General features: G+C 59.4%; 19 protein-coding genes, 1 tRNA gene and 2 pseudogenes. 4 read left to right on the plus strand and 18 right to left on the minus strand.

What is annotated here, in order from left to right; genetic code table 11:
• Positions 1 to 23 precede the first annotated feature (23 nt).
• From GKR99_17200 to GKR99_17250, 11 genes and pseudogenes are all read right to left on the minus strand, one after another.
• Positions 24 to 1,241: an extracellular solute-binding protein gene (locus GKR99_17200; protein ID NKB29192.1), complete on the minus strand. Its 1,218-nt coding sequence runs from the start codon at positions 1,239 to 1,241 to the stop codon at positions 24 to 26.
• A gap of 76 nt (positions 1,242 to 1,317) precedes the next feature.
• Positions 1,318 to 1,632, minus strand: coding sequence for a hypothetical protein (locus GKR99_17205; GenBank protein NKB29193.1), 315 nt, complete (start codon positions 1,630 to 1,632; stop codon positions 1,318 to 1,320).
• Complete coding sequence (locus GKR99_17210) at positions 1,633 to 3,210, minus strand: NAD(P)-binding protein (GenBank protein NKB29194.1); 1,578 nt, start codon at positions 3,208 to 3,210, stop codon at positions 1,633 to 1,635.
• Positions 3,207 to 4,004 carry a hypothetical protein gene (locus GKR99_17215; protein NKB29195.1) on the minus strand — a complete coding sequence of 266 codons (798 nt, stop codon included), beginning with the start codon at positions 4,002 to 4,004 and terminating at the stop codon, positions 3,207 to 3,209. The genes GKR99_17210 and GKR99_17215 overlap by 4 nt, the downstream gene beginning before the upstream one ends.
• Positions 4,005 to 4,676 (minus strand): isochorismatase family protein, encoded by a 672-nt coding sequence (locus GKR99_17220; protein NKB29196.1) that lies wholly within the window; start codon positions 4,674 to 4,676, stop codon positions 4,005 to 4,007.
• A gap of 84 nt (positions 4,677 to 4,760) precedes the next feature.
• On the minus strand, positions 4,761 to 4,955 hold the full coding sequence (locus GKR99_17225) for a 4-oxalocrotonate tautomerase (protein NKB29197.1): 195 nt from the start codon (positions 4,953 to 4,955) through the stop codon (positions 4,761 to 4,763).
• Positions 4,956 to 4,968: 13 nt separating this feature from the next.
• On the minus strand, positions 4,969 to 5,718 hold the full coding sequence (locus GKR99_17230) for an SDR family oxidoreductase (GenBank protein ID NKB29198.1): 750 nt from the start codon (positions 5,716 to 5,718) through the stop codon (positions 4,969 to 4,971).
• A gap of 4 nt (positions 5,719 to 5,722) precedes the next feature.
• Positions 5,723 to 7,150, minus strand: a complete 1,428-nt coding sequence (locus GKR99_17235) for an aldehyde dehydrogenase family protein (protein NKB29199.1) — start codon at positions 7,148 to 7,150, stop codon at positions 5,723 to 5,725.
• Complete coding sequence (locus tag GKR99_17240) at positions 7,147 to 8,715, minus strand: hypothetical protein (protein NKB29200.1); 1,569 nt, start codon at positions 8,713 to 8,715, stop codon at positions 7,147 to 7,149. The genes GKR99_17235 and GKR99_17240 overlap by 4 nt, the downstream gene beginning before the upstream one ends.
• 66 nt (positions 8,716 to 8,781) lie before the next feature.
• Positions 8,782 to 9,740: pseudogene (locus tag GKR99_17245) on the minus strand (IS630 family transposase).
• A gap of 360 nt (positions 9,741 to 10,100) precedes the next feature.
• Entirely contained in the window at positions 10,101 to 10,577 is a 477-nt protein-coding gene (locus GKR99_17250; GenBank protein NKB29201.1) for a RidA family protein, read from the minus strand.
• Between the two features lie 134 nt (positions 10,578 to 10,711).
• On the opposite strand from GKR99_17250, the pseudogene GKR99_17255 reads away from it, so the two are divergent.
• Together GKR99_17255 and GKR99_17260 are read left to right on the plus strand one after the other, a co-directional pair.
• A pseudogene (locus GKR99_17255) lies at positions 10,712 to 12,070 on the plus strand (aminomethyl transferase family protein).
• Positions 12,028 to 12,870 carry an alpha/beta hydrolase fold domain-containing protein gene (locus tag GKR99_17260; protein ID NKB29202.1) on the plus strand — a complete coding sequence of 281 codons (843 nt, stop codon included), beginning with the start codon at positions 12,028 to 12,030 and terminating at the stop codon, positions 12,868 to 12,870. The pseudogene GKR99_17255 and the gene GKR99_17260 overlap by 43 nt, the downstream one beginning before the upstream one ends.
• A gap of 432 nt (positions 12,871 to 13,302) precedes the next feature.
• On the opposite strand, the gene GKR99_17265 is transcribed toward GKR99_17260, so the two are convergent.
• From GKR99_17265 to GKR99_17280, 4 genes are all read right to left on the minus strand, one after another.
• A complete protein-coding gene (locus GKR99_17265; protein NKB29203.1) occupies positions 13,303 to 13,731 on the minus strand; it encodes a hypothetical protein in 429 nt (142 codons plus the stop codon).
• 36 nt (positions 13,732 to 13,767) lie between these two features.
• Positions 13,768 to 14,742 carry a hypothetical protein gene (locus GKR99_17270; protein ID NKB29204.1) on the minus strand — a complete coding sequence of 325 codons (975 nt, stop codon included), beginning with the start codon at positions 14,740 to 14,742 and terminating at the stop codon, positions 13,768 to 13,770.
• Positions 14,743 to 14,845: 103 nt separating this feature from the next.
• On the minus strand, positions 14,846 to 16,276 hold the full coding sequence (locus tag GKR99_17275) for a hypothetical protein (GenBank protein ID NKB29205.1): 1,431 nt from the start codon (positions 16,274 to 16,276) through the stop codon (positions 14,846 to 14,848).
• Positions 16,277 to 17,043: 767 nt separating this feature from the next.
• Positions 17,044 to 17,120, minus strand: a tRNA-Arg gene (locus tag GKR99_17280).
• 168 nt (positions 17,121 to 17,288) lie between these two features.
• On the opposite strand from GKR99_17280, the gene GKR99_17285 reads away from it, so the two are divergent.
• Both GKR99_17285 and pcaD read left to right on the plus strand, forming a co-directional pair.
• Positions 17,289 to 18,392 (plus strand): LLM class flavin-dependent oxidoreductase, encoded by a 1,104-nt coding sequence (locus tag GKR99_17285; GenBank protein ID NKB29206.1) that lies wholly within the window; start codon positions 17,289 to 17,291, stop codon positions 18,390 to 18,392.
• Positions 18,389 to 19,186 (plus strand): 3-oxoadipate enol-lactonase, encoded by a 798-nt coding sequence (pcaD, locus tag GKR99_17290; protein NKB29207.1) that lies wholly within the window; start codon positions 18,389 to 18,391, stop codon positions 19,184 to 19,186. The genes GKR99_17285 and pcaD overlap by 4 nt, the downstream gene beginning before the upstream one ends.
• 100 nt (positions 19,187 to 19,286) lie before the next feature.
• On the opposite strand, the gene GKR99_17295 is transcribed toward pcaD, so the two are convergent.
• From GKR99_17295 to GKR99_17305, 3 genes are all read right to left on the minus strand, one after another.
• A complete protein-coding gene (locus GKR99_17295; GenBank protein NKB29208.1) occupies positions 19,287 to 20,954 on the minus strand; it encodes a formate--tetrahydrofolate ligase in 1,668 nt (555 codons plus the stop codon).
• 128 nt (positions 20,955 to 21,082) lie between these two features.
• A complete protein-coding gene (locus GKR99_17300) occupies positions 21,083 to 22,120 on the minus strand; it encodes a hypothetical protein (protein NKB29209.1) in 1,038 nt (345 codons plus the stop codon).
• A 133-nt stretch (positions 22,121 to 22,253) separates the two neighbouring features.
• Positions 22,254 to 22,604, minus strand: a complete 351-nt coding sequence (locus GKR99_17305) for a hypothetical protein (GenBank protein NKB29210.1) — start codon at positions 22,602 to 22,604, stop codon at positions 22,254 to 22,256.
• Positions 22,605 to 22,681 lie beyond the last annotated feature (77 nt).

Here is a 22,681-nt window from a genome sequence, read left to right on the forward strand (position 1 = left end):
CGCCCCTGATTGCATGGGTCCGCTTATTCAAGCAGACCTTTTTCTTTGGCGTCAATCAAATACGCAGCTTCGATATCAGCCAGCGTCGTGGCTGCATCCTTGTCGCCTGTCATAAAGGCTGCAAGACCGCTGCCCAATGCGGCGTGCATCGACCCGATATATTTGTTCATCGGATAGTTCGCCGTTTGGCCGTCCACTGTCGCAAATGCGCCTGCCGCTGCCGCGCCGGGTTCATACCCGTTGGCAAGCCAGACAGCATCGTCGTTATGCTCTTTAATCACATCTTCCGCCATTGAGGCCGCGATCAGCTTCATTGCGGCTTCTGCTTCGGCGTCCGTGATGTTCTTGCCAATGGCCCAGCCATCCCACCAAATGGTCGACGCAATCCGTTCAGCACCACGCAGGCCAGCGGCCATCACGATCTTGCCCGGCACCGAGGATTCGGCCGGATCATTGACCGCTCCGGCGCGGCTGGCCCACAGGTTGGCCATGGCAACTTTGCCCTGCTGAAGCTGCTTGGTCACGAAGGTCGTGTCCGCAACCAGATACTCCGGGTCCATAAGCGAGGCCAGCTTGGCCATCCGTTCCAGTACCGCGACGCCCTGGGCGTTGTTGATCGACGGTGTCCAGTCATCGTTGAAGAATTCGCCGCCTTCGCCAAGATAGTGGTTCAGGAAGACGAAGCCGAGGTTCCAGCCGTCTTTCATATAATGCCCGATGGGATAATCCACGACGCCGGCTTCCTGGATCTTTTCGGCGGCGGCAATGTATTCGTCCCAGGTGGTCGGCACGGCAATGCCCAGATCAGACAGGATATCCTCGCGGTACATCAGGTGCTGGGTATTCGCGAAGGCGGCGATCGCCATTGTCTTGCCGTCAATTTTGATGAACTGGTTAGCGTTCAGATTCTGGCCATGCGCGGCGATCAGATCATCCAGCGGGCGCAGAAGGTCGGCATCAATCATCGGAACCGCTGTCGAATTCGTCACCGACGTCATCGTGTAAAGCGACGGATTTGCCGAAAACGCATCGACGATTTTCAGACGGTGGTCCTTGTCCAGCTCACTCTCGACGTTGCCACAGGCCTGCATGACGCCGGTCATCGTCTCATAAGCCGGGAAGGCGTTCGAAATGGTTTTGACAGGCACATCGTTGGAACAGCCGTGACCAGCGGCAAAGGCGCCTGTGGAAACGACCGACACAGCCCCCGCCAGCAAGATTGATTTCACTGATAGTTTCATTTTCGTTCTCCCTTTGATGGGTGCGTCTTCGACTACGGCACCCCGTTATTCCGCCCAAGCGGAGTGTTAAGAGGCCTCAGACCTCGATACGCGCCCCTGTTTTCTGACTGAACAAGTGGCTGTGGTTCGCTGGCACCTCGATTGCCATGTCATCTATCCCAAAACTGTTTGACCTGGTGGCCATTGCGGCGATGCGTGTCCGGTCGAAACACGCCGATGTCGTTGCAGCATCGCCGGGCAACGCCTGAATGTACACGCATAAATCGGTCTGGTCCTTGCCGCCTGCGACCGGGGCAAGCCTGGCCCGCAAACCCGGCGACAGGGCCGAATTGCCGCCCCCGACTTTCGCCGCCCGTTCTGTGGGCCATACGCTGGGTTGGAGCACAGCCATTCAGGATTTCCCCCACCGCCAGTCTCGCAATATCTCGCGCGCCGCATTGTGCCCCGGAACAGCCGAGACCGCACCGCCGGGATGGGTTGATGCACCGCATTGATACAGGTTCCGCACCGGAGAGCGATAATCCGCATAGCGCGGCACCGGGCGCATGAAGAAGATCTGATCAAGTGTCAGTTCACCGTGCTGCGAATTCCCCCCCGGCATGTTGATATCCCGTTCGATATCCTTAGGCGTGTAAAGCTTGTAGTCGATCACACTTTCCGAAAAGCCCGGGGCAAAGCGATCCATCACGGCAAATGCGTTCTTGACCAGTTGCGGACCTTCCTTGTCCCAATCGGAATTGCGCAATTCATAAGGTGACACGCCGCCCTGAAAGGCGACGACATGCTTGCCCTCGGGCGCCAGGGTCGGATCGGTATGGCTGGGCACGTTCGGCGACAGGAACGGTTCCTGCGAGTACCAGCCGAATTTGGCGTCGTGGAACGCCTGTTCCAGAAATTCCGGCGTCGGACAGATATGGGCATAGGCGGGATAATCCGTGCCGGTTTTTTCCTGGCTGAAGCCTTTGTATTGCGGCAGGCGATCGACAGCGCAAAGCAATTTGAACCCCATTCCGCGCGAACGGAACCCTTCGACGTCATCAACGAAATCCTCGGGCAGGTGGGTGCGATCCACCATGTCCAGAAACGTCCGTTTGACATTGACGTTCGAGATCACCCGGCTGGCGTGAATTTCCTCGCCCGAGCGCAGGCGCACGCCATAGCTTTTGCCATCGCGCACCAGAATTTCGTCAACCCAGGCGTCGCATCTGATCTGCATCCCGTGGGCCTGGCCCGAGGCCGAGATGGCATCAGCCACGCCGCCCATGCCGCCCTTGCAGAAGTTCATCCCGATCTGACCCACCAGGTGGGTGACAAGATAGAAGGCCGTGCCGGGCGCATATGGCCCGGCATTGCCGCCGATTGTGGCCCAGAACATGAATTTGGCTTTCACCAGATCATTCTCGAACCACTGGCTGACGTAGTCATGCGCGCTCATCGAAAGGGCGTGCAGCAGGTTGTAGGTTTCGGTTTCGGCCTTGCGATACCGCCAGGCGAAGCGCGCCGTTTTTGCCAGTCCGGCAGGGTCCATCCGAAACGGGTTAATCGGGGTTTCCAGTTGCAGGCGGCGCAGGATTGCGATGGTCGATTGCAGGCGTTCAAAGAACTTGGGGTAATTGTCTGCGTCATGTTGGGAAAACCGCGCGATCTGTTCGCGGGTCTTCACAGGGTCTTTTGAAAAGACGATGCCGTCGTCTTCGGTCGGGTTGAACACATTGGGCTGCGGATAATATTCCAGCCCGAACTTCTTCAACTCCAACTCGTCGATCACCTTGGGGTGCAGATGCCCCATGATGAATGAATAAGTCGAGGCACGAAAGCCGGGAGAAAACTCTTCCGTGACACTCGCCCCGCCCACATAGGGCTTTTGTTCCAGAACAAGGGTCTTCTTGCCCGCACGCGAAAGATAGGCCCCGCAGGTCAGCCCATTATGGCCGCCGCCGATAACGATGGCGTCATATTGTGCGGTCATTTGCCCTTGAACTCCGGCGGGCGTTTTTCCCGGAATGCGGCCAGCCCTTCTTCGCGATCTTCCGAGAACATCAGCAACGCGGACAGATCGCCGCCTGCGGTCAACGCATCGTCAAAGGTCTGTTCATGGGCGCGGTTGATCGCCTGTTTCATCATCATCACGGCAAGGGGTGCGCCGGTGGCAATCTCGGCCCCGATTTCAACGGCCTTGGCCACAGCCTGACCCGCCGGAGTAACATGGTTGAGAAGCCCAAGCGTGGCGGCCTCGTCCGATGCGATTTTGCGGCCGGTATAGGCCAGCTCGCGCGCGCGACGCTCGCCCACGGCGCGGGTCAGGGACCAGGCCCCGCCCAGAATCGGGAACAGGCCGATCTTCGCCTCGGTCAGGCCAAGCTGCGCCGTTTCGGATCCGACGCAGAAGTCACATTGCAGCGCAATCTCAAGCCCGCCACCCAGGGCACAGCCTTCAATCGCAGCAATAACCGGCTTGGTGCAGCGGTTCAGGAACCGCATGAAGTTGTGCCATTCCGAGGTCGTGTGCCGATGGCGGTATTTGTCAAACGGAGCCATCTGCGACGACGCGGTCCCCTTCAGGTCCCCGCCTGCGCAGAACGCCTTGTCGTCCCCGGTCAGGACAATGGCCGCGATGGTTGCGTCTTGCTCCCATGCCTCCATCTGGGCGCGGGTCTCGGCCAGCATTGTGTCGGTCAGCGCATTGCGCGCCTGTGGCCGTGCAAAGCGGATCACGCCCGTCTTGCCTTCTTGCGACACAGAAATCTGGCTGAAGCCGGTCATCTACTTGATCATCGCAATCGTGGCTTCGGTGGTCTTCACGTCGCCGAAGCTTTGATAAAATGAGGTAAGTCCCGCAAGATGATCATCGTCATATCGCGCCGCGTTTGCGTCTTCGACCATGACGACCTTGTAATCCAGCATCATCGCATCACGCGCCGTGCTTTCCGAGCACATATTGGTTGCCGTCCCCGCGACGATCAGATTTTCGATGCCCATCTCTTGCAGGATGTCATGCAACTCGGACGCGCCGACAATGAATGGCGAGAACCGGCGCTTGGTGACGACGCGGTCTTCTTCTTTCACCTCTAGATCCGGGTAGATTTCATAGCCCTCATTGCCGGGGCTCAGCTTGGTCAGATGGTTCTGGCCTTTTGCCTTGGTAAAGAAATAATCGTGATAGAGCTGCCACTGGCTGGGCGCGCCTTCTTTTTCGGCGCAGCGCATGATGACCCAGAATACCGGCACGCCCTTGTCACGGCAGGCAGCGGCGATCTTGTTGACATTGGGAACGATCGAAATCGCGGTGTCCACCTCGGCTACATAGAAATTCTGCATGTCGATCACCAGGAACGCCGTTTTGGCCGCATCAAAACTGTCAAACACCGACAGCTTGCCGCGTTTGGCCATGATGCGTTCAATCACATAGTCTGGAATCTTTACGTCATGCGGCATGCGGTTCCCCTGATCTGGTCTTGTTCCGGCATCTCGATGCCCACTATGATCCCACTAACTTCGGCACGCAAATGAATTCTGGCTTCATCCGTGGTCGCCGATAAATACCGGCTTGCCCGCGACCGCATATGCACCATCCTTGACCTCGTTAAGGTAGACACGCACCTGAGCGGGTTTTGCATCAAGCGCCTCGACGACGGCTTGGGTCACCTTCTCCATCAGCCTGGTCTTGGTGTCCTGGTCGCGGCCTTCGATGAGTGTGACGCTGACAATTGCCATGATCGGCCCTTTCCTAGTGAATGACCCCGCCGCCGTCGACGCCAAGGGATTGTCCTGTGACAAAACCGGCGTGATCGGACAGGAAGAATGCAGTTGGCCCGACAAGGTCTTCGGGCTGTTGATCGCGCGCCAATGCGCGCCCGGCAGCGATTGCGCCTTTGCGGTCCTGAATGCCTTCGCGGGCCAACACGCCCTCGCTCAGCGTCAGACCCGGCGCGATGGTGTTGACGCGGATGTTTCGGGGACCAAGTTCCCGGATCAGCGAGCGTACCATGGTCAGCACCGCGCCCTTGGAGGCATCATAGTGCAGCAGATCAGGGAAGCCGTGGAAAATCCGGTTGGTTGCGATCATCACGATTGATCCGCCGCCTGCGCGTTCCATGGCAGGGACTGCGGCGCGCGTGCCCAGCCAGGGGCCCTTGACGTTAACGGCCATGACCTTGTCCCACATGTCTTCGTCAATCTCGTCATAGGATTGCATCGGCAAGGTCGCGAACAGCGCAGCATTGCAGACCAACCCATCGAGGCCGCCAAAGGCCTGTTCTGTTGCGGCCACCACGGCTTCGCAATCGGTCAGGGATGTGACGTCCCCCGGCACGGCGATCGCCTCACCCCCGGCGGCAGTGATTTTTTCGGCCGCGCCCGATGGGTCAACGATATCGGTTAGCGCGACTTTCGCGCCCATTGCAGCAAATCTCTGCGCCATGACGGCCCCGATACCCTGCGCTGCGCCGGTGATGATGATGCGTTTTCCGTCAAGCATATGTCTATCCGTGGTTGATGACCGTTGTTTTGGCCTCGGTGAAGTTCATCCAGCTATGCGCGCCGCCTTCGCGCCCGATGCCCGATTGTTTGTAGCCACCGAAGGGCGCGTTCAGTTCGCGCATGAAGCCCGCGTTGACGACGACTGTTCCGGTGCGAAGTGCCTTGCTGACCCGCATGGCGCGGCCGATGTCGCGGGTCCAGAGATAACCTGACAGCCCATAGACGCTGTCGTTGCCCATCTGAATCGCCTCGGCTTCGTCGCGAAATGTCGCGAAGGCGGCGAGCGGGCCAAAAACCTCTTCACCCCAAACCCGGCTGTGGCTGGATGCGACTTTGATCGCACCGGGACTGACGTGAAACCCCTCCGCCTTCGCCGGTCCGCCGAACAGAACCTTATCACCATCGGCCTTGGCGCTTTCATAAAAGCCAAGCACGCGCGCCTGATGCTGCGCGCTAATCATCGGTCCGATATCGACGCCATCGGCTTTGGGGTCGCCTACCACCATGGCTTCGGCCCGGTCCCGGAACTTGGCGATGAAGTCATCGGCAATAGAGTCGTGCACAAGAATGCGCGAACCGGACAGACAGGCCTGGCCGTTGTTGCCGTAGATCGCGCCCAGGGCCCCGGAAAGGGCAGCATCAAGATCGGCGTCGTCAAAGACAATGGTGGCGGATTTACCGCCAAGTTCCATCACAGACGGAACGTGCCGCCTGGCGGCGGCCACCGCCACGGCACTGCCCGCGACCGACCCGCCGGTGAACGAGATCATGTCGACGCCCGGCGCTTCGGCCAGCGCCGCCCCGGTGATGACCCCGCGCCCGTTGACGTAGTTGAGCACTCCCTTGGGCAACCCGGCCGCGTTCAGCAGATCAACCAGCGCGCGGGTCACCTGCGGTGTTTCCTCGGACGGTTTCAGGACCACCGAATTGCCCGCGGCCAGGGCCGGGGCCAGTTTCAGGGCGGACAGGCCGACCGGCACATTCCAGGGCGAAAACAACGCGCAGACACCGATCGGTTCACGTTCGACCAAAGCGATTGCGCTGCCTAACTGGCGATAGGCCTCGCCGCCTTCACGGGTCAGGAAATCGGCATAATAGTCAAACCAGCTCGCAGTCCCCATCACATGGCCGCGCACCTGTGCGGGCAGCATGCCGCCTTCGGTCGATTGCAGATCGATCAGCCGGTCGGCATTGTCGCGGATCGCCCCGGCCATCCGTCTGAGCGTTGCGCGCCGGTCGGCGTGGGACGCGTGACGCCATTTGCCACCCTCGAAAGCGCGACCAGCAGCCGCCACCGCCTGGGCGACCTGATCCGGCGTCGCTTCGCTGAGGGTGCCGATCTTCTGGCCGTTGGACGGGTTGATATTGTCAAATGGCGTCCCTGCGCCCTGCACATCGGTGCCGTCGATCCACTGCAAGACATTGCTCATGGCGCAGCATCCGGCGGCGCGACGACCAGATCAACTGCTTTCAGCCCGTCTGTAGTTACGATCAGCGGGTTAATCTCGAACCCCGGCATCTGCGGCGCACGGTCCGACAAGGCAACCAACGCAGCCTCCAGCCCCGCGCGATCTACCGCCGCCGCGCCGCGCCAGCCATCCAATTTGCGCCTGGTCTGAAGTGCCTCAACCATGGCCGTGGCATCGCCGGCACCGAAGGGCGCCTTGCGGTAGGTCAGATCATCAAAAACCTCGCAATCAACGCCGCCAGAGCCCAGGACAACAAGCGGCCCGAAATTTGGGTCGTGCCGCACCCCGACCAGAATTTCGACGCCGTCGATCTGTGGCGAGGCAACGATGCAAAGCCCCGGATGAGCAGCTGCGTGCTTACCCAACTGCGTCTGAAGATGGGCGAAGGCGGCGCGGGTTGCGGGTTCGTCAGTCAGACCAGTGCGCACACCGTCCAGTTCCGTTTTGTGAAGCAGCGACGGGGCAGAGAGTTTCAGAACGATAGTCCCGTTCAACTGCGCGACAGCCTCGTCCGCGGTGCTAACCACAGTTTCGGCCACATGCTCAACGCCGGCCTTGGCAAGCTGGGCGCCAAGATCGCCCGAAGCGCCGGGGGCCGAGATGTCGATCGGGTTGCGATCATTGACGAAAGGGTTGGTCGCCTTCAAATCGGCCAAGGCTTCCTTGGGGTAGTCGATCAAGTTCAACCCACCTTCCGCCGCCGCGTCCGAGATCATCACCGCCCCGCCGCCCGAGACCGACACAACCGCGACATCGGGTGAACGCGGCACGATACCCGCATTGCAGGCGGTGGTCAGGTCGATCAGCTCATTGACTGAACGCGCGCGCAACACACCGTATTGCGCGAACAGATCCTCCACCAGGCGGTCTTCGGTATACAATGAGGCTGTGTGGCTTGACGCGGCCCGCCCGCCCGAAGGCGTGGTGCCGACCTTCAGCACGACGACCGGCTTTTTCGCCTGCAGCGCCAGTTCCAGCGCCTGCACCAGCTTCAGTCCGCGACTGGCGTCTTCCATATAAACTGCAATGGTTTTGGTGGCCGGATCGCCTGCGTAATATGCAATCGCATCGGCCACGTCGATATCCGCCTGATTGCCGGTGGAAATCCAGTTGGCCAGGCCCAACCCGCGATCCCTGAGTTGCGCGAAGATCTGAATGCCGACGGCGCCCGACTGGCTGGCGACCGATACATCGCCCACGTCCGGCCAGCCGTTGCCGTCGTGATGTTCGGGCGCTGCCGTGAAACTGGCGACAAAGCCCGACGCGAGAGAGATCACCCCCATGCAGTTCGGGCCAATCATCCGCATCCCGTTTGAGCGTGCGATGTGCAACAGATCATCCTGTCGTTCGCGCCCGTCGTCGCCCGCTTCGGCGAATTGAGCGCCATAGACGATGGCCACGCCGCAACCCAGTTCAGCAGCGGCAATCAGGTTTTCGCGCACTTGCGGCGCGGGCACCGCGATAACGGCAACATCGGGGGCTTCGGGCAGCTCGCTGATATGGGAATAGGCCTTGACCCCCTGCACCACGTCATTCTTCGCGTTGATCGGATAGAGCCGCCCGCCATAGCCACGCGCTAAAGCGTTTCGACATTAACCTGAGACATATCCGGCGGCCTTAAAGTAGTTCCAGCATTCTACTGGGTCGTAGAGATCGCAGATTGCTCCGATTGCTTCGAAGACCTGGGTAAAGGACCTGGCCCCGATCCGTCGCAAATGGGCTTTCAGTTTAGAGAAGGCCTGCTCGATGGGATTCAGGTCGGGCGAGTACGGTGGCAGGTAAAGGAACCAGCAGCCGTGATTGCGTAAAGCCTGCGTCGCCTCCTTATTCCGGTGGGTTGCCAGGTTGTCGAGAATGACGACAGTGCCGGGGTTGATCTCGGGGACCAGCACTTCGCGGATGTAGGCCGCGAAGGCGGGGCCATCTATCGCTCCCTTGATGACCCAAGGTGCGATCAGCGCGCCTTGGGTCAGGCCCGCGATCAAGGTTTGGGTTCCCCAGCTTCCGAAGGGCGCATCCATCGTCAGGCGCTTACCGCGCTTGGCTCTGCCGCGTAGGCGCGTGAGGTTTGTCTTCACTGCGGTTTCGTCAATAAAGACAACGCGCTCAGGAAAGGTCGCAATGGCTGGCGAGCGGTATCTGAACCAGTCGGCCCGTTGCTGCCTTACCTTGGCGCGGCGGCGCTCGGTTGCGACCAGCGACTTTTTTTGTACGTGAAGCCGAGCCGGGACAGAAGGTTGGCGATGGAGGAGTGATGCACCCGCACACCCTCTGCATCGGCCAGCGCATTACGCAACTCAAAGAGCGTGATGTCAGGGTCTTGTGCGATCAACTCCTCAAAGAATTCCCGATGCGGAGCCAGCTTTCCCTTGCCGCGCGGCGGTCCCTGCCGGGCAGGTTCCGCATGACCCTTCATCCTCACCTGACGCGCCCACCGCGCGCCTGTGGCAGGCGACAGCTTCAACCGCAACGCCGCCGCGCGCCCGCTCAACCCTTCTTCAATGTATCTCTGAAACCGTATCCGAAGCGCAGATGGCAAAGGTGCTGACATGATCCATCCTCCCAAACAGGATGAATCACAGATCAGGTCTCAAGGGAATCCCTCGCGATTCAGGTTCAAGCCGAAACGCTTTAGGCTGAATTTCAACGCGCGCCCGCCGAATTTCATCGGATTGGTGGACGCCCCGATGATTGCCGCACTTTCCGGGGCGAAGCAGTGCGAAAGCCGCCGGGCTTCTTCTGGGTTCAGGGGGGTCATGCGGGCGGTCTTCCTTTAGGTTGTCGTTGTCGCACAATGCGCTGGAACATACGCTGCGCAGCATCCGGGATGATCCGGTTTTTTGGCGTTGCCTCTGGTCATGTGGGCCCCTTGTTCATTCATCGCTTTGGTTTTCTGGGCGCATCGCGACGGTCAAGCCCGAACCAGAAAGATGCCCTCAATCTCGACCGGTTGGCGATCCACCAGGGTTTCCACCCCAATGGACGAGCGCGCGTGTTGGCCAATGTCTGGTCCGAATGCCTCATAAAACAGATCACTGGCACCATTGAGGACCGCGTTCGGGCGTTCAAAATCCGGATGCGCATTGATCATGCCCAGGATCTTCACCACCTTCTCAACCCGGTCGAGGTCGCCCAGGTGATGCTTGAGTGTCGCGATCATCTTGATCGCCAGGGCGCGGGCGGTCGCCTGAGCCTCAGCCTCGGTGATGTCCAGATCAACCTTGCCACGCCGTTTGACGGTATCATTTTCCAGAAGTGCCGCACCATGCCCTGATACGTAAAGCATCTGCCCAACCTGAACGACCGCAGTGCGATTCGGGCTTGGCAGTTCCAGTGGCGCTGGCAAGGTGATGCCCAGCTTGTCCAAACGATCCTCAACGCGTCCCATTCCTGGCCTTCTTCGTTGTTGGAAACCGGGTTTTCCCAAAAAGTTCTTGCGATTCTGCCCATTTTCGTCCCACTAGTAAAGCGAAGAGTTCCAGACTCGGAGGCTTTTGATCGAACACAGGAGTACGGCGCGCCATGGCATCACTTGAGGACAAGATTCGCGGCATCGGCAATCCGGTTGATATGCTGCGAAATGCAAATGCAGGACCATACCAGTTCCCGATCAAGGCGGAATTCACCAACTGGCGGGACGAGCAGGCGGCCTGGCGACACGGCGCGGTGCTTTTCGATCAGTCTTTTCATATGACCGACCACTATATCGAAGGCCCGGATGTCAAACGCCTGATCGAAGACCTTGCGATCAACACCATGTCCAATTTCCGCCGCGACATCGCCAAGCAGGTCGTGTTCTGCAACCACGATGGGCAAGTGATCGGCGATGCAATCATGTTCATTCTGGAAGACGACAAGGTCAATATCGTCAACAAGCCGATCAACCGTGACTGGGTGCAATACCATATCGAAACCGGCGACTATGACGTCGAGGCGACGACGGACACCCGCGCGCTGGACAACAGCGGCCGGCGCCTTGGCTATCGGTTCGAAGTTCAGGGCCCCAACGCCAATGCGATCCTTGAAAAGCTGAACGGGGGACCGCTGGAGGGTTTCAGGTTCTTCGGCATGGGCAAGATCACCATCGACGGCATTCAGGTGCGCGCCCTGCGCCATGGCATGGCGGGCGCGGTCGGACTGGAACTGTTCGGGCCGTTTGATGATTACGACCGCATCCGCGATGCCATTATGGAGGCGGGTCAGGACATGGGGCTGCTTGCAGCCGGGTCCAAAACCTATTCCACCGTGGCCCATGAAAGCGGCTGGTTCCCGTCACCATTGCCGGCGATCTATTCAGGCTAAAAGATGCAAGGCTTTCGCGAATGGCTGGGCGCTGACAGCTTCATGGCGGGGCTTTCGCTGGGCGGATCCCTGGTCAGCGACAATGTCGAAGATTACTACCTGACGCCCTATGATCTGGGCTATGGTCATATCGTGAAGTTCGATCATGACTTCATCGGCCGCGACGCATTGGAAGCGATGCGGGGCAAGCCCCACAAGCACAAGCGCACCCTGCGGTGGTCCAAAGACGACGTGGTCAAGGTCTTTGCATCGCAGCTTGGCGACGGCGAGCGGATGAAATTCATGGATATGCCGGCTTCGCATTACGCCACCTGCCCCTATGATCTGGTAACCAAAGGCGGCAAGCCGGTCGGCCTGTCGCACTACCCGGTCTATACGTCGAACGTGCGCAACTGGATCTCACTGGCGCTGCTGGACGAGGATATGGCCGAGCCGGGGACCGAAGTATCGCTGACCTGGGGCGAACCGGATGGCGGCAGCAACAAACCAACGGTCGAGCGTCATGTACAGACCGAGATTGCCTGTACGGTGGAACCATGCCCAATCTCGGTGACTGCGCGCGAAACCTACAAAAGATGAACAGCGGCTATGACCTGGATGCGACCGTTCCGGCAGTCGTGGCCCTTCAGCGTCACTTTACCGCGCGCTCGGACGAGGCGGCGGAATTGCCCGGCGCGCGGCTGGATCTTGCCTATGGGGATGAACCGCGCCAGCGGTTGGATATCTTCCCGGCGGGACCAATGGACCCGGTTCTGGTGTTCATCCACGGCGGTTACTGGAAGACCGGGTCAAAGGATGGGCGGCGATTTCCAGCGCTTGAATGGGCCGGTCGGGGCGTGTCGTGGGTCTGTCTGAATTACCGGCTGTTGCCCCAAGCCACATTGGCGGATGCGGTGGACGACGTGCGCAGCGCGCTGCTTTGGCTTGTGAAACACGGGGCGGCCCATAGTATTGATCCCGGTCAGCTTCATGTCACGGGCAATTCCGCCGGGGCGCATCTGGCCGCAATGGGCGCCGCCGCAGATTGGGAGGCGCGGCCATTGATCGCGTCGCTGACACTGATATCCGGCCTGTTCGATCTGGCACCGCTTCGCGAGAAAACCGCGCAGGACTGGCTGGCGCTGAGCGCGGCCCAGGCCCGGACGTTAAGCCCGATCCATCATCTGCCCCCACCCGATATCCCCATCCTGATCGGCTGGGGCGGTGACGAGACACCTGAGTTTGACACGCAATCACGCGCCTTCGCCAAAGCCTGTCAGGCCAATGGAAACCCCGTTGACCTGTTCGACAGCCCCGGAAAAAATCACTTTGAAATCATCGGGGACTATGGCCACCCCGGCACGCCGCTTTTTTCGCGCCTTGAGGCCCTTCTGGCCTAGGCGATAATCGTGCGCTCTGATGATGCGCTAGGGTCAGGACCCATTAACCCGGCATCGCTGGCGTCAAATCCGCGAAATATCAGTGGTTTGGGACGCGCAGGGAAGTGTGGTTCACTTTTCAAGCGGCCTGAACCGCTGAGATGAAGCGGATTTGACGTCCTTCGGATTTGACGGATTTCCAGCCTGACATCGTCTTAGGCCATTGAAATAGAACCACTATTCCTTCAGGCCTAACCCTTGTCAGACAGAAAATCTGTCAAACCAGCGGTGTCGGATTAATGGGTCCTGACCCTAGATGTAGTGCGGCACGTCTTTCATGGTCGGTCCGACCGAATAGCGCGGCCTGGGGCGTGCATCGGCCCATGGATCGCGCGCCAAGTCTTCCAGAACCACCTTATGCGACAACACGCGCCCGGATTTTGGGTCAGCCAGTTAGGCAGCAAGCGACGCAGCAGCGCCCGTGCGCAGCAACAGGTAGCCACGCGGAAGCGTATCGCCCGTACCACCCGCCGCGCGAATGTCATCCGCCGGCAGGCCAATGTCAGACAGCGGGGTGCCATTCAGCGTGACATCGCCCACATGGCCATCAAGATTGTTGAGGCGCCACGCCCCCCGCGATGCAATGACGGTGCCCGACCCCAGAACCACCGCAGGCAGGATCAGCGCGCCGCCGCCGATCGCCATGAGGCCATAGGCCGCCTTGCCGGTTTCGTCTGCCACGCCCTGTTGCCAGGCATCGTGGGTCAGGCGGCTGACGGGAACGGGTGATTGGTCGACGAACATGCGATCGACAATGACGTCAGGCGATGTGACTTGCCCTTCCGGCCCTGTGACATGTGGTTTCAGCAAGAACAACGACATCTCAAAACCTCCTTCGGGCGTGATTTGAAATCGGGGTCAAACCGGGGCCCATGTTATCATTCGGATCTCACCCAGTTCACGATCCATTTTCTGCCAGCTTTGACCGCTGTCGGTGCTTTTGAAGATCTGTCCGAAGATGGTGGCAACAAACAGCAAACTGGTATCCGCCTGATTGGTGCCAATGGACCAGAATGTGGAATTCGCGGGATGCGACTGGGCGCAAGTGCCCCAGCTCTCTCCAAAATCGTGGCTGACCAGTAATTGCCCGGCCTCACCAGATGGTTTGTCACCGACGCTGGCAATCACTGTATCGCTGTTTTCGGCAGGTTGTTTCAGGCTGCGAAAATAATCCCATTTGGCCTGCGGGATCTGAAGTTGTTCCCATGTGGCCCCGTTGTCGGTTGACTTGTGGACCCCGTCTTCGGTCGAACATAGGATCGTCCGCCTGCCATCATCATAGTCGCGAAACACCAGGTCATGGGTGTCATTATCGTGCAATCCGCGGATGATATGTTCCCAGGTGCGGCCACGATCCGTTGACCGGAACACGCCGTCGATTTCGACCGTGATCCAAATCGTGTCTGCGTTCCTGGGATCAAAATGGGTCGAGGTGACGCGGCTTGTATTGATGAACCAGCACTCGGTCGAGGCATCAAGATTGGAGCGTCGCCAGGTTGCCCCATTGTCCTCCGACAGAAAAACCTCACCCGGGCGGGTGCCACAGACGATGAAATCAGGGTCTGTCGGCGACTGGGTGATCTTCAAAATATGCAGGGAGTCCATGGGCGAAGGGATGTGGTCGAACCGCTTCGTCGCCTCACTGTAACGGTAAAGCCCCTGATCGGTGCCTGCCAGAACCTCGCCCGGGCGGTCGGGGTGGGTGTGAACGGCCCAACAACGTGCTTCGTTATAAAACCCGCCTGTTGGTGTCAGAAGGCGGTTCCAACTGATGCCTTCGTCGTCACTGATCCAGACGCTCTGCATCGTTGCGGCATAGGCTTTGTATTTCACGTCGACTCCTTACAAATCACAATGCGACAGAGGCCGGTCGCCCCACTGCCCACTATGATCCCACTAGTCGATAAGTCAACATGGTTTCAACGATGCGGGGCAGTCAGTCTTGCGCCGAGGGCTTTCGGAAGACCGAAAAACTCTCATTCACGAACCACAGTCCGCCGTGCTGCTTCAGCACCTCGCGTGTGACATCCAGGCATCCACGCCCGTCACGCATGGCCTGTTCGGCCAGATCCTCGTTCATCTGGGTGAAGAAGACGGCATTGCTCCAGGCGCTTTGAAGCGACAGTGGCCCGCTGTCGGTTTTTGTGATGACGGGCAGGGTGTGCATGTCAAAGCGGAACAATGATCGGGCGTCCGTCATTCCCTGAAACGTAAAGTCTTTGAGGTCTTGTCCCAACGTCTTTTTCAACGCCGATATGATATCGTGGCGCGAGATATTCTCGATCTTCTCACGCGGCCAGACCTTTTTCGCAATCTCATGCGCCGGGTCCGACCCAAAGGATTGCACAACCTTGACCTGACCGCCGCTGGCAAGATGGCGCACCACCGGACGCAGGATATAATCAATCCGAAACTTCATCGTGTGCGAATGCAAAAATGGATGGTTCAGGAAACAATAATCGAATTCCAGTTCGGACCGCCCCTCGCGGGGAATAAGTTGATCCAATGCCGCACGCTGATCTTCACGAAAAATCGTGACAACGCTGGGCCGCGCATAGACCGGAAAATCATCATCGCCCTGCTGAACGGTCCATTCATTTGCAAGAACCGGAAACAGGTCTGCGGTTTGTTTTTGAAAATCATAACTGCTGGTCCCGCTCAGCGGAACGTTGCGCCAGACCAGATTGTCGGGGCCTTCCTTGGCCGTCTTGCTCAGCGTCACGGCCTCTCGGGTGTAGAGGTTTGTCAGGACGATGGCGGTTTTGGGATGTTCGGACAAGCGATCAACCATCCGGCCCATCGTATTGCGCAGATCTTCAAGCCCCCATCCCTTGATGACCAAAAGCACCGGCAGATCGGGAAAATGCGCATGTATCGCCCGCAGCGCGCGCGCAGGTGTTACGCCGTTGTCCATTGGCGAGAAAAACAATCGAAGCATCGTCTTTCCGGACGCCAGTTTGACGATGTCTTCCGCGATGATGTCGCCTTTGACCCAGGATTCATTCGTAGTGGCAGCAAAGACATGGGACCGCTGTTTTTGTTCATGCAGCGCAAAGCTGCCCGGCGTTCGCACCGTCGATTCCCTGTTGACCAATTCGGCCATGGTGTAGGCATTGGATTCGGTCTTCTTGCGGCGTGGCCTGCCACGCAAGACAACCTCGCCCTTTTCGGCCTTTTGCATGAATTTCTCGACACGAGCCTGCGTCGCAGGAGAGATCCAGCTGCCCTTGTTGATTCTGCCGACCAGCTTGCCGTCATTGACCGCAAGCCGACCAAACGTAGACTGCGCAATTCCGAATTTTTCGCAAAACGCGTCAATCGCCTTCACCAACGATCTTGGATCACTTTGCTTTGTTGAACCGGACATCTGGAAACCTTTGCGGCCTGACAACGACGTTCGCTATCCGACGTTGCATTGTCAATGTCATCACCGCCGCTTCAGGCAACTGAGTTCAACCCGCGCGGCCCACGCTGCGGGTGCATTCCGCGTCACGACTATCACCATCGGCGTGGCGTTCCGCAAACGCATCTTGTCCGGCAAAGACATCCGACCCGGGCCGATCCTGTGAGGTTGATCGAATTGTCGCGCGAAAAATGCGGAATTCGTTTAACTGGCACGCTGGCGATGAACCCGGACTATTGGCTGTCGATATTCAGGTTCAGGGAAATTATTCAGTAGATACAGGCAATTCAGTTTGCGCCGAAGTGGCGCCAATCTCTTTTCAAGCCAGATCATGGTTTTCTTCGCATTCCGGGCAATTAAATTCTATCAATTCCAATTACCAATTCAATCATAATGATAGTTATACATCTTTAGGAATTACCGGCTCAATAATTGCGCAATCACACGCCCGATATCGGGGCGTTCACATTTATTCCAATTCGACCCGAAATAATTGCCGATGTGTCCACGCACCCAATCAGCGGAGAAACTCTCAAATTAATCCTCAGCTTCATCCCGATCAACAGCCGAACCCCACGCCACCACAGCGTCCTACCGCCAACTGAGCGCCTTTTCTTGCAGCCCGGCGCGCCGAAAGCACGATAGGCTGCATGCGCATCCCCCCGCCGCAATTCCGTTCTGCCCATTTGCACACGACGTCCTGCGATCAAGCCATGCTCTTCGCCCAGCTATGGCGACCCCGGCAGGATTCGAACCTGCAACCTGCCCCTTAGGAGGGGGCTGCTCTATCCAGTTGAGCCACGGGGCCGACGCGACGTTCATAACGGCATAAGGAGCCGCTTGTCAGCCCACAGAATTCACAGGACCACACGTGATCCGCCATCCGATAATCTGATGCACCATCGCGCGAATTATGATTTTATCCGATTCACGGAAGTTGATAGCCTGACCCCCAAGCCACCCAGCGGAGACATCAATGGACCTCGGATTCTTTACCATGCCAATTCACCCTTTGGGGAAGGATTGGCGCACGTCGCTTGCCGAAGACCGCGAGGCGTTCCTTTTGGCAGATGAGCTGGGGTTCACCGAAGGATACGTGGGCGAACATGTCACCGATCAGGCGGAACAGATCACCAGTTGCACGATGTTCATCGCCTCGCTGGCCAGTGCGGTAAAGCAGATGCGGCTGGGCACAGGCACGGTCAACATGCCCAATACCCACCCGGCAACGGTCGCCGCACAGGTTGCCATGCTGGATCACATGCTCGACGGGCGCTTCAATTTCGGAATTTCGCCCGGCGGGCTGGCCTCGGACGCAGAGGTTTTTGGCAATCTGGATGCGGACCGGAACGCGATGTTCCTGGAATGCATCAACACGGTTCTGAAAATCTGGGAGTCCGACCCCCCTTATGATATCGCCGGTGACTACTGGAACATCACGACCGAAAAGACGTCGATGACCGAGATTGGCCAGGGCATCATGCCCAAACCATTGCAACGCCCGCATCCGCCGATTGTGGTCACTGCTGTCGCGCCCTTCTCCAAAGGGGTGACAGAGGCCGCGGCGCGCGGCTGGGATCCGATCAGCGCGAATTTCCTGATGCCACAGTGGGTTGCCAGTCACTGGCCGAAATATGTCGAAGGCTGCGAACGTGTCGGTCAGCCGGCCAAGCTTGCAAACTGGCGCGTGGCCAAGTCGGTTTTCGTGGCCGACGATCTGGACACGGCGCGGCGCTATGCGACCGACCCCGACAGCCCTTATCGCTTCTACTACAGCCAGCTGTTCACCAAACTGGTCAAGCACGGGCGCGCCAACCTGTTCAAGGAATACCGCGACCAGCCGGATGATGAGGTGACGCTGGATCACGTCTGCGAACGCCTGATCATCTGGGGCACGCCCGACAAGGTCGCGGATGAGCTTTTGGCGCTACGCGAAGAAACCGGAGAGTTCGGCACCTTGCTTTATGCTGGCAAGGACTGGGCCGATCCGGAACTGGCGCGCCGGTCGATGGTGTTGCTGGCCGAACAGGTGGCCCCGGCCGTGAATGCTGCAGAAGCGACCCGGGACGCGGCTGAATGACGCTGGTCAATGCTGGCGATGTGACGCTCAACACCCGGGTCGATGGCCCCGATGGTGCGCCCTGGATCGTGCTGTCCAACAGCCTTGGTGCGTCGCTGGAAATGTGGGATCCTCAGATCGCCGCGCTGACCCAACGATACCGCGTTCTGCGCTATGACACGCGCGGCCACGGCAACAGCGCGGTACCGCCCGGGCCCTATTCATTTGATCAGCTGACGGGCGATGTGACCTTGTTGATGGATGCGATGGGGATCGCAACCGCCAGTTTCATGGGCCTGTCGCTGGGCGGGATGACCGGGCTTGGGCTGGCCCTGGCGCACCCGGATCGGTTTGAACGGATCATCTGCGCCGATGCCCGCGCCGACGCGCCCGAAGGGTTTCGCGCCATGTGGGACGATCGGATTGCAAAGGTGAAGGCTGGCGGGCCGGAGGCGATTGCCGACATGACACTGGCCACATGGTTTACCGACGATTGGCGCGCCGAAAATCCGGACTACGCAGGCACAATCCGCACAATGGTGGTCGCCACACCGCAGGACGGGTATATCGCCTGTTGCGAAGCCTTGAAAACACTCGACTTTCTGCGCCACCTCGACAGGATCACAATCCCGACGCTGTTTGTCGGCGGGTCCGACGACAAAGGCGCCGCCCCGGATGTGATGCAGGCGATGGCCGACGCAACACCGGGCGCGCGATACATCGAAGTTCCGTCAGCCGCCCATGTCGCAAACATCAATGCGCCCGATGCGTTCAATGCCGCAATCAGGCCGTTTCTTGGGATCGGTTCAGAGTGACGAAAACGCCTCAGCCTGCCGGGCCCGCGGGCCGGTGGCTTTTGCTATACGGCGTTTTCGGAATAACCTGAGTCAGGCCCTCCGATAACTGTCTTAACGCTTAGAACAGCCCATCGATTTGTCCGTCATCGTTGATGCGGATTGCTTCGGCGGATGGGACGCGGGGCAGGCCGGGCATTGTCATGATCTCTCCGCAGATGACGACGATGAAGCCGGCCCCGGCGCTCAGGCGCACTTCGCGGACCGGCAGGGAATGCCCGTCGGGCGCGCCGCGCCGGTTCGGATCGGTGGTAAAGCTGTATTGGGTTTTCGCCATGCAGACCGGCAGGTGGCCATAGCCCTGATCCTCCCACTGCTTCAGCTGGTCGCGGATCTTCGCATCGGCCACAACCTCATCGGCGCGGTAGATCTCTTTCGCGATGGTCTCGATCTTTTCAAACAGCGGCATCTCGTCGGGATAGATCGGCGCGAAATTGGCTTTGCCCTCGTCGATGACCTGCACCACGCGGGTGGCCAGATCCTTCGTTCCTTCAGAGCCTTTGGCCCAGTGCTGGCACAGCACCGCCTCACTGCCCAGCTTGGCGGTATGATCGCGGATCGCCTGCACCTCGGCATCGGTATCGGTGACGAAGTGGTTGATCGCCACCACCACCGGCACGCCGAACTTCTTGAGGTTTTCGATGTGGCGGCCAAGGTTGTCGCAGCCCTTGGTCACCGCCGCGACGTCCTCGTCGCCCAGATCGGCCCGCGCCACGCCGCCGTTCATCTTCATCGCCCGCACCGTCGCCACCAGCACCACCGCCGATGGCGCCAGCCCGGCCTTGCGGCATTTGATGTTGAGGAATTTCTCGGCCCCCAGATCGGCGCCAAACCCGGCTTCGGTCACCACGTAATCGGCCAGCTTCAGCGCCGTGCGGGTCGCCACGACCGAGTTACAGCCGTGCGCGATATTCGCAAACGGACCGCCGTGCACGAAGGCCGGGTTGTTTTCCAGCGTCTGCACCAGGTTCGGCTGCATCGCCTGGGCCAGCAGCACCGTCATCGCGCCGTCGGCCTTAATGTCACGGGCGTAAACGGGGGAACGGTCGCGCCGGTAGGCGACGATGATATCGCCAAGGCGCTTTTCCAGATCGTCCAGATCGCGCGCCAGGCACAGGATCGCCATGACCTCACTGGCGACCGTGATGTCGAACCCGGCCTCTCGCGGGAAGCCGTTGGCGACCCCGCCCAGATTGCAGACGATCTGCCTGAGCGCCCGGTCGTTCATGTCCATCACCCGGCGGAAGGCCACCCGGCGGATGTCGATCTCCAGCGCGTTGCCCCAGTAGATGTGGTTGTCCAGCATCGCCGCCAGCAGGTTGTGGGCCGATGTGATGGCGTGGAAGTCGCCGGTGAAGTGGAGGTTCATCTCCTCCATCGGCACCACCTGGGCGTAACCACCCCCGGCCGCCCCGCCCTTCATGCCGAAACACGGACCCAAGGAGGCTTCGCGAATACAGATCGCGGCGTTCTTGCCGATCGCGTTCAGCCCATCACCCAGCCCCACCGTCGTCGTGGTCTTGCCCTCGCCCGCTAGCGTCGGGTTCACCGCCGTCACCAGAATAAGCTCGCCGTCCTCACGATCCCCAAGCGACTTGATGAACGCATCGCTTACCTTCGCCTTGTCATGCCCAAAGGGAAGCAAATCAGCCTCTGGAATCCCAAGCTTCGACCCAATCTCCTGAATCGGGCGTTTCGAGGCAGCGCGGGCGATTTCAATGTCGGACATAGGTCAGAATTCCTTATTTTTCGGCGTCGCAGCACCTGCGTCGCATTCATTCAATGTGGTTTTACGGGGCGCGCCGGGCTGGCCGCTTGCATGGATGCGCCCTTGGTGGACACGGGAACGACGCGCGCTCAGGCGCGGTTGGCCGCAAGCCGATTGCTGACAATCTCAACCGTTGCATCAACATGGCGGTTCGTCATTCCCATGCCTGCCGCGATCGTCTGGACAACCTTGTCCACGCGTTCGATATCTTTTGCGCCTGCATCGATCGCCCGGGCCGCAGATGACGGTTTCAGCAGGCTTTTCGCCGCGTTTGCATATTTCGCAAACGGGACCTGATCGGCAGGGTCGGCCCCCAGATTGCGGACCAATTCATTGACCCATTCATAGATCCCGGCGCTTTCGTCGATATCACCATGAACCGCATCGCGAATCGAACGCACGCCTTGTGCCGTCACGGCGCGATAATTGCCCGTCAGCAGCATGGACCATTTCGCCAGCGGTACGAACAGCGAGTTATGGAGGCGGAGTTTCACCGGAACGTCTTTGCCATCAAGCAAGACGGCGGCGATGTCTGTTTCCAGCGTTTGCAGGATCGCGGTATGGGCCGGGTCGTCAAAGGCGGCCACCTTGAAATTCGTTGGCAGGCCGACATGGAGGAAGTTCAGACCCTCTTCCGGCGGGCGGAAGGCCTGCGGGTCGGGCGAACACAGCGTGAACCGCGCCGGATCGAAGCCGTCCCAGACCGAGGCATCGGTGAAGCAATCCTTCAGCGCTTCCGCGTCAAGACCGTTAATCCGCAATAGATAAGGCAGCGGTGGCATGTTCATAATCGACATGACCGGTACGCCGGAAATCGCGATGCGCCCCAGCAGATCGCGCACTTCTGCCGCGCGGTACTGCGGTTCCTGCATCGCCAGCGCAACCAGATCATAGTCGCTGGGAAGCGCGTCATGCGGGATCGCCGCGTTCAGCGTCCCGGGCTGGTCCTTGGAGTGGATAAGGCGGGGGTCATCCTCACCACGCAGGGTGATGCGGATCGTCGTGCCCTCGGCATTGATCAGATCCGCCTCTTCCGGCAGGCAGACGAGGGTGACGTCATGGCCCGCCATCAGAAGCTTGGTCGACAGAAGAGAACCGTAAGAGGCCCCGAGGATCAGAATGCGCATGATATGTCTCCGAAGGTGTCATCGCAGACATATAATAGATTGCATGCCACCGGATACCGAAAAACGACCAGCATTCCGGCGACCCGCCACGGACGTTCACCGGCAAATCTTCCGATTTGCCGGTGTGTGTCGCCTATGCGTCTTTGCTAAGCTCGGCCTGGCAGGCCTCGGCCAGGGCCCGGTCTGGTTTTTCCGCACCAAGCGGTGTCGCCCAGCCGGAGTCTTCGACAATGCCGCGACGCTTGAATCTGCTGGCTTCTTTCAGTTCGGCGATAATTTCGACCGACTTCGGATCGTCCATCGCGTTTTGAACGCAATAGGGCGTGAGCGCGGAAGCAACGGCAGCGGAGGAGTCCGACTCTGACATTTCCATTGCCGATCCAGCCGTGACCCATCCGCCCCAACTGAAGCCGACAATCGCCAAGGCAATCGCACCCGCAACCGCGCCCATCAGCACGGGTTTCGTCGTTTCTGGCATCTGCATGTTTTGGACCGATCTATGTAGGGAAATGCGCGCAGGATTGCGCGTTGCGTTCACCGCTAGCACAGAATCCCGGAACC

The organism is Paracoccaceae bacterium, assembly GCA_012103375.1.
Lineage (GTDB): Bacteria > Pseudomonadota > Alphaproteobacteria > Rhodobacterales > Rhodobacteraceae > WLWX01.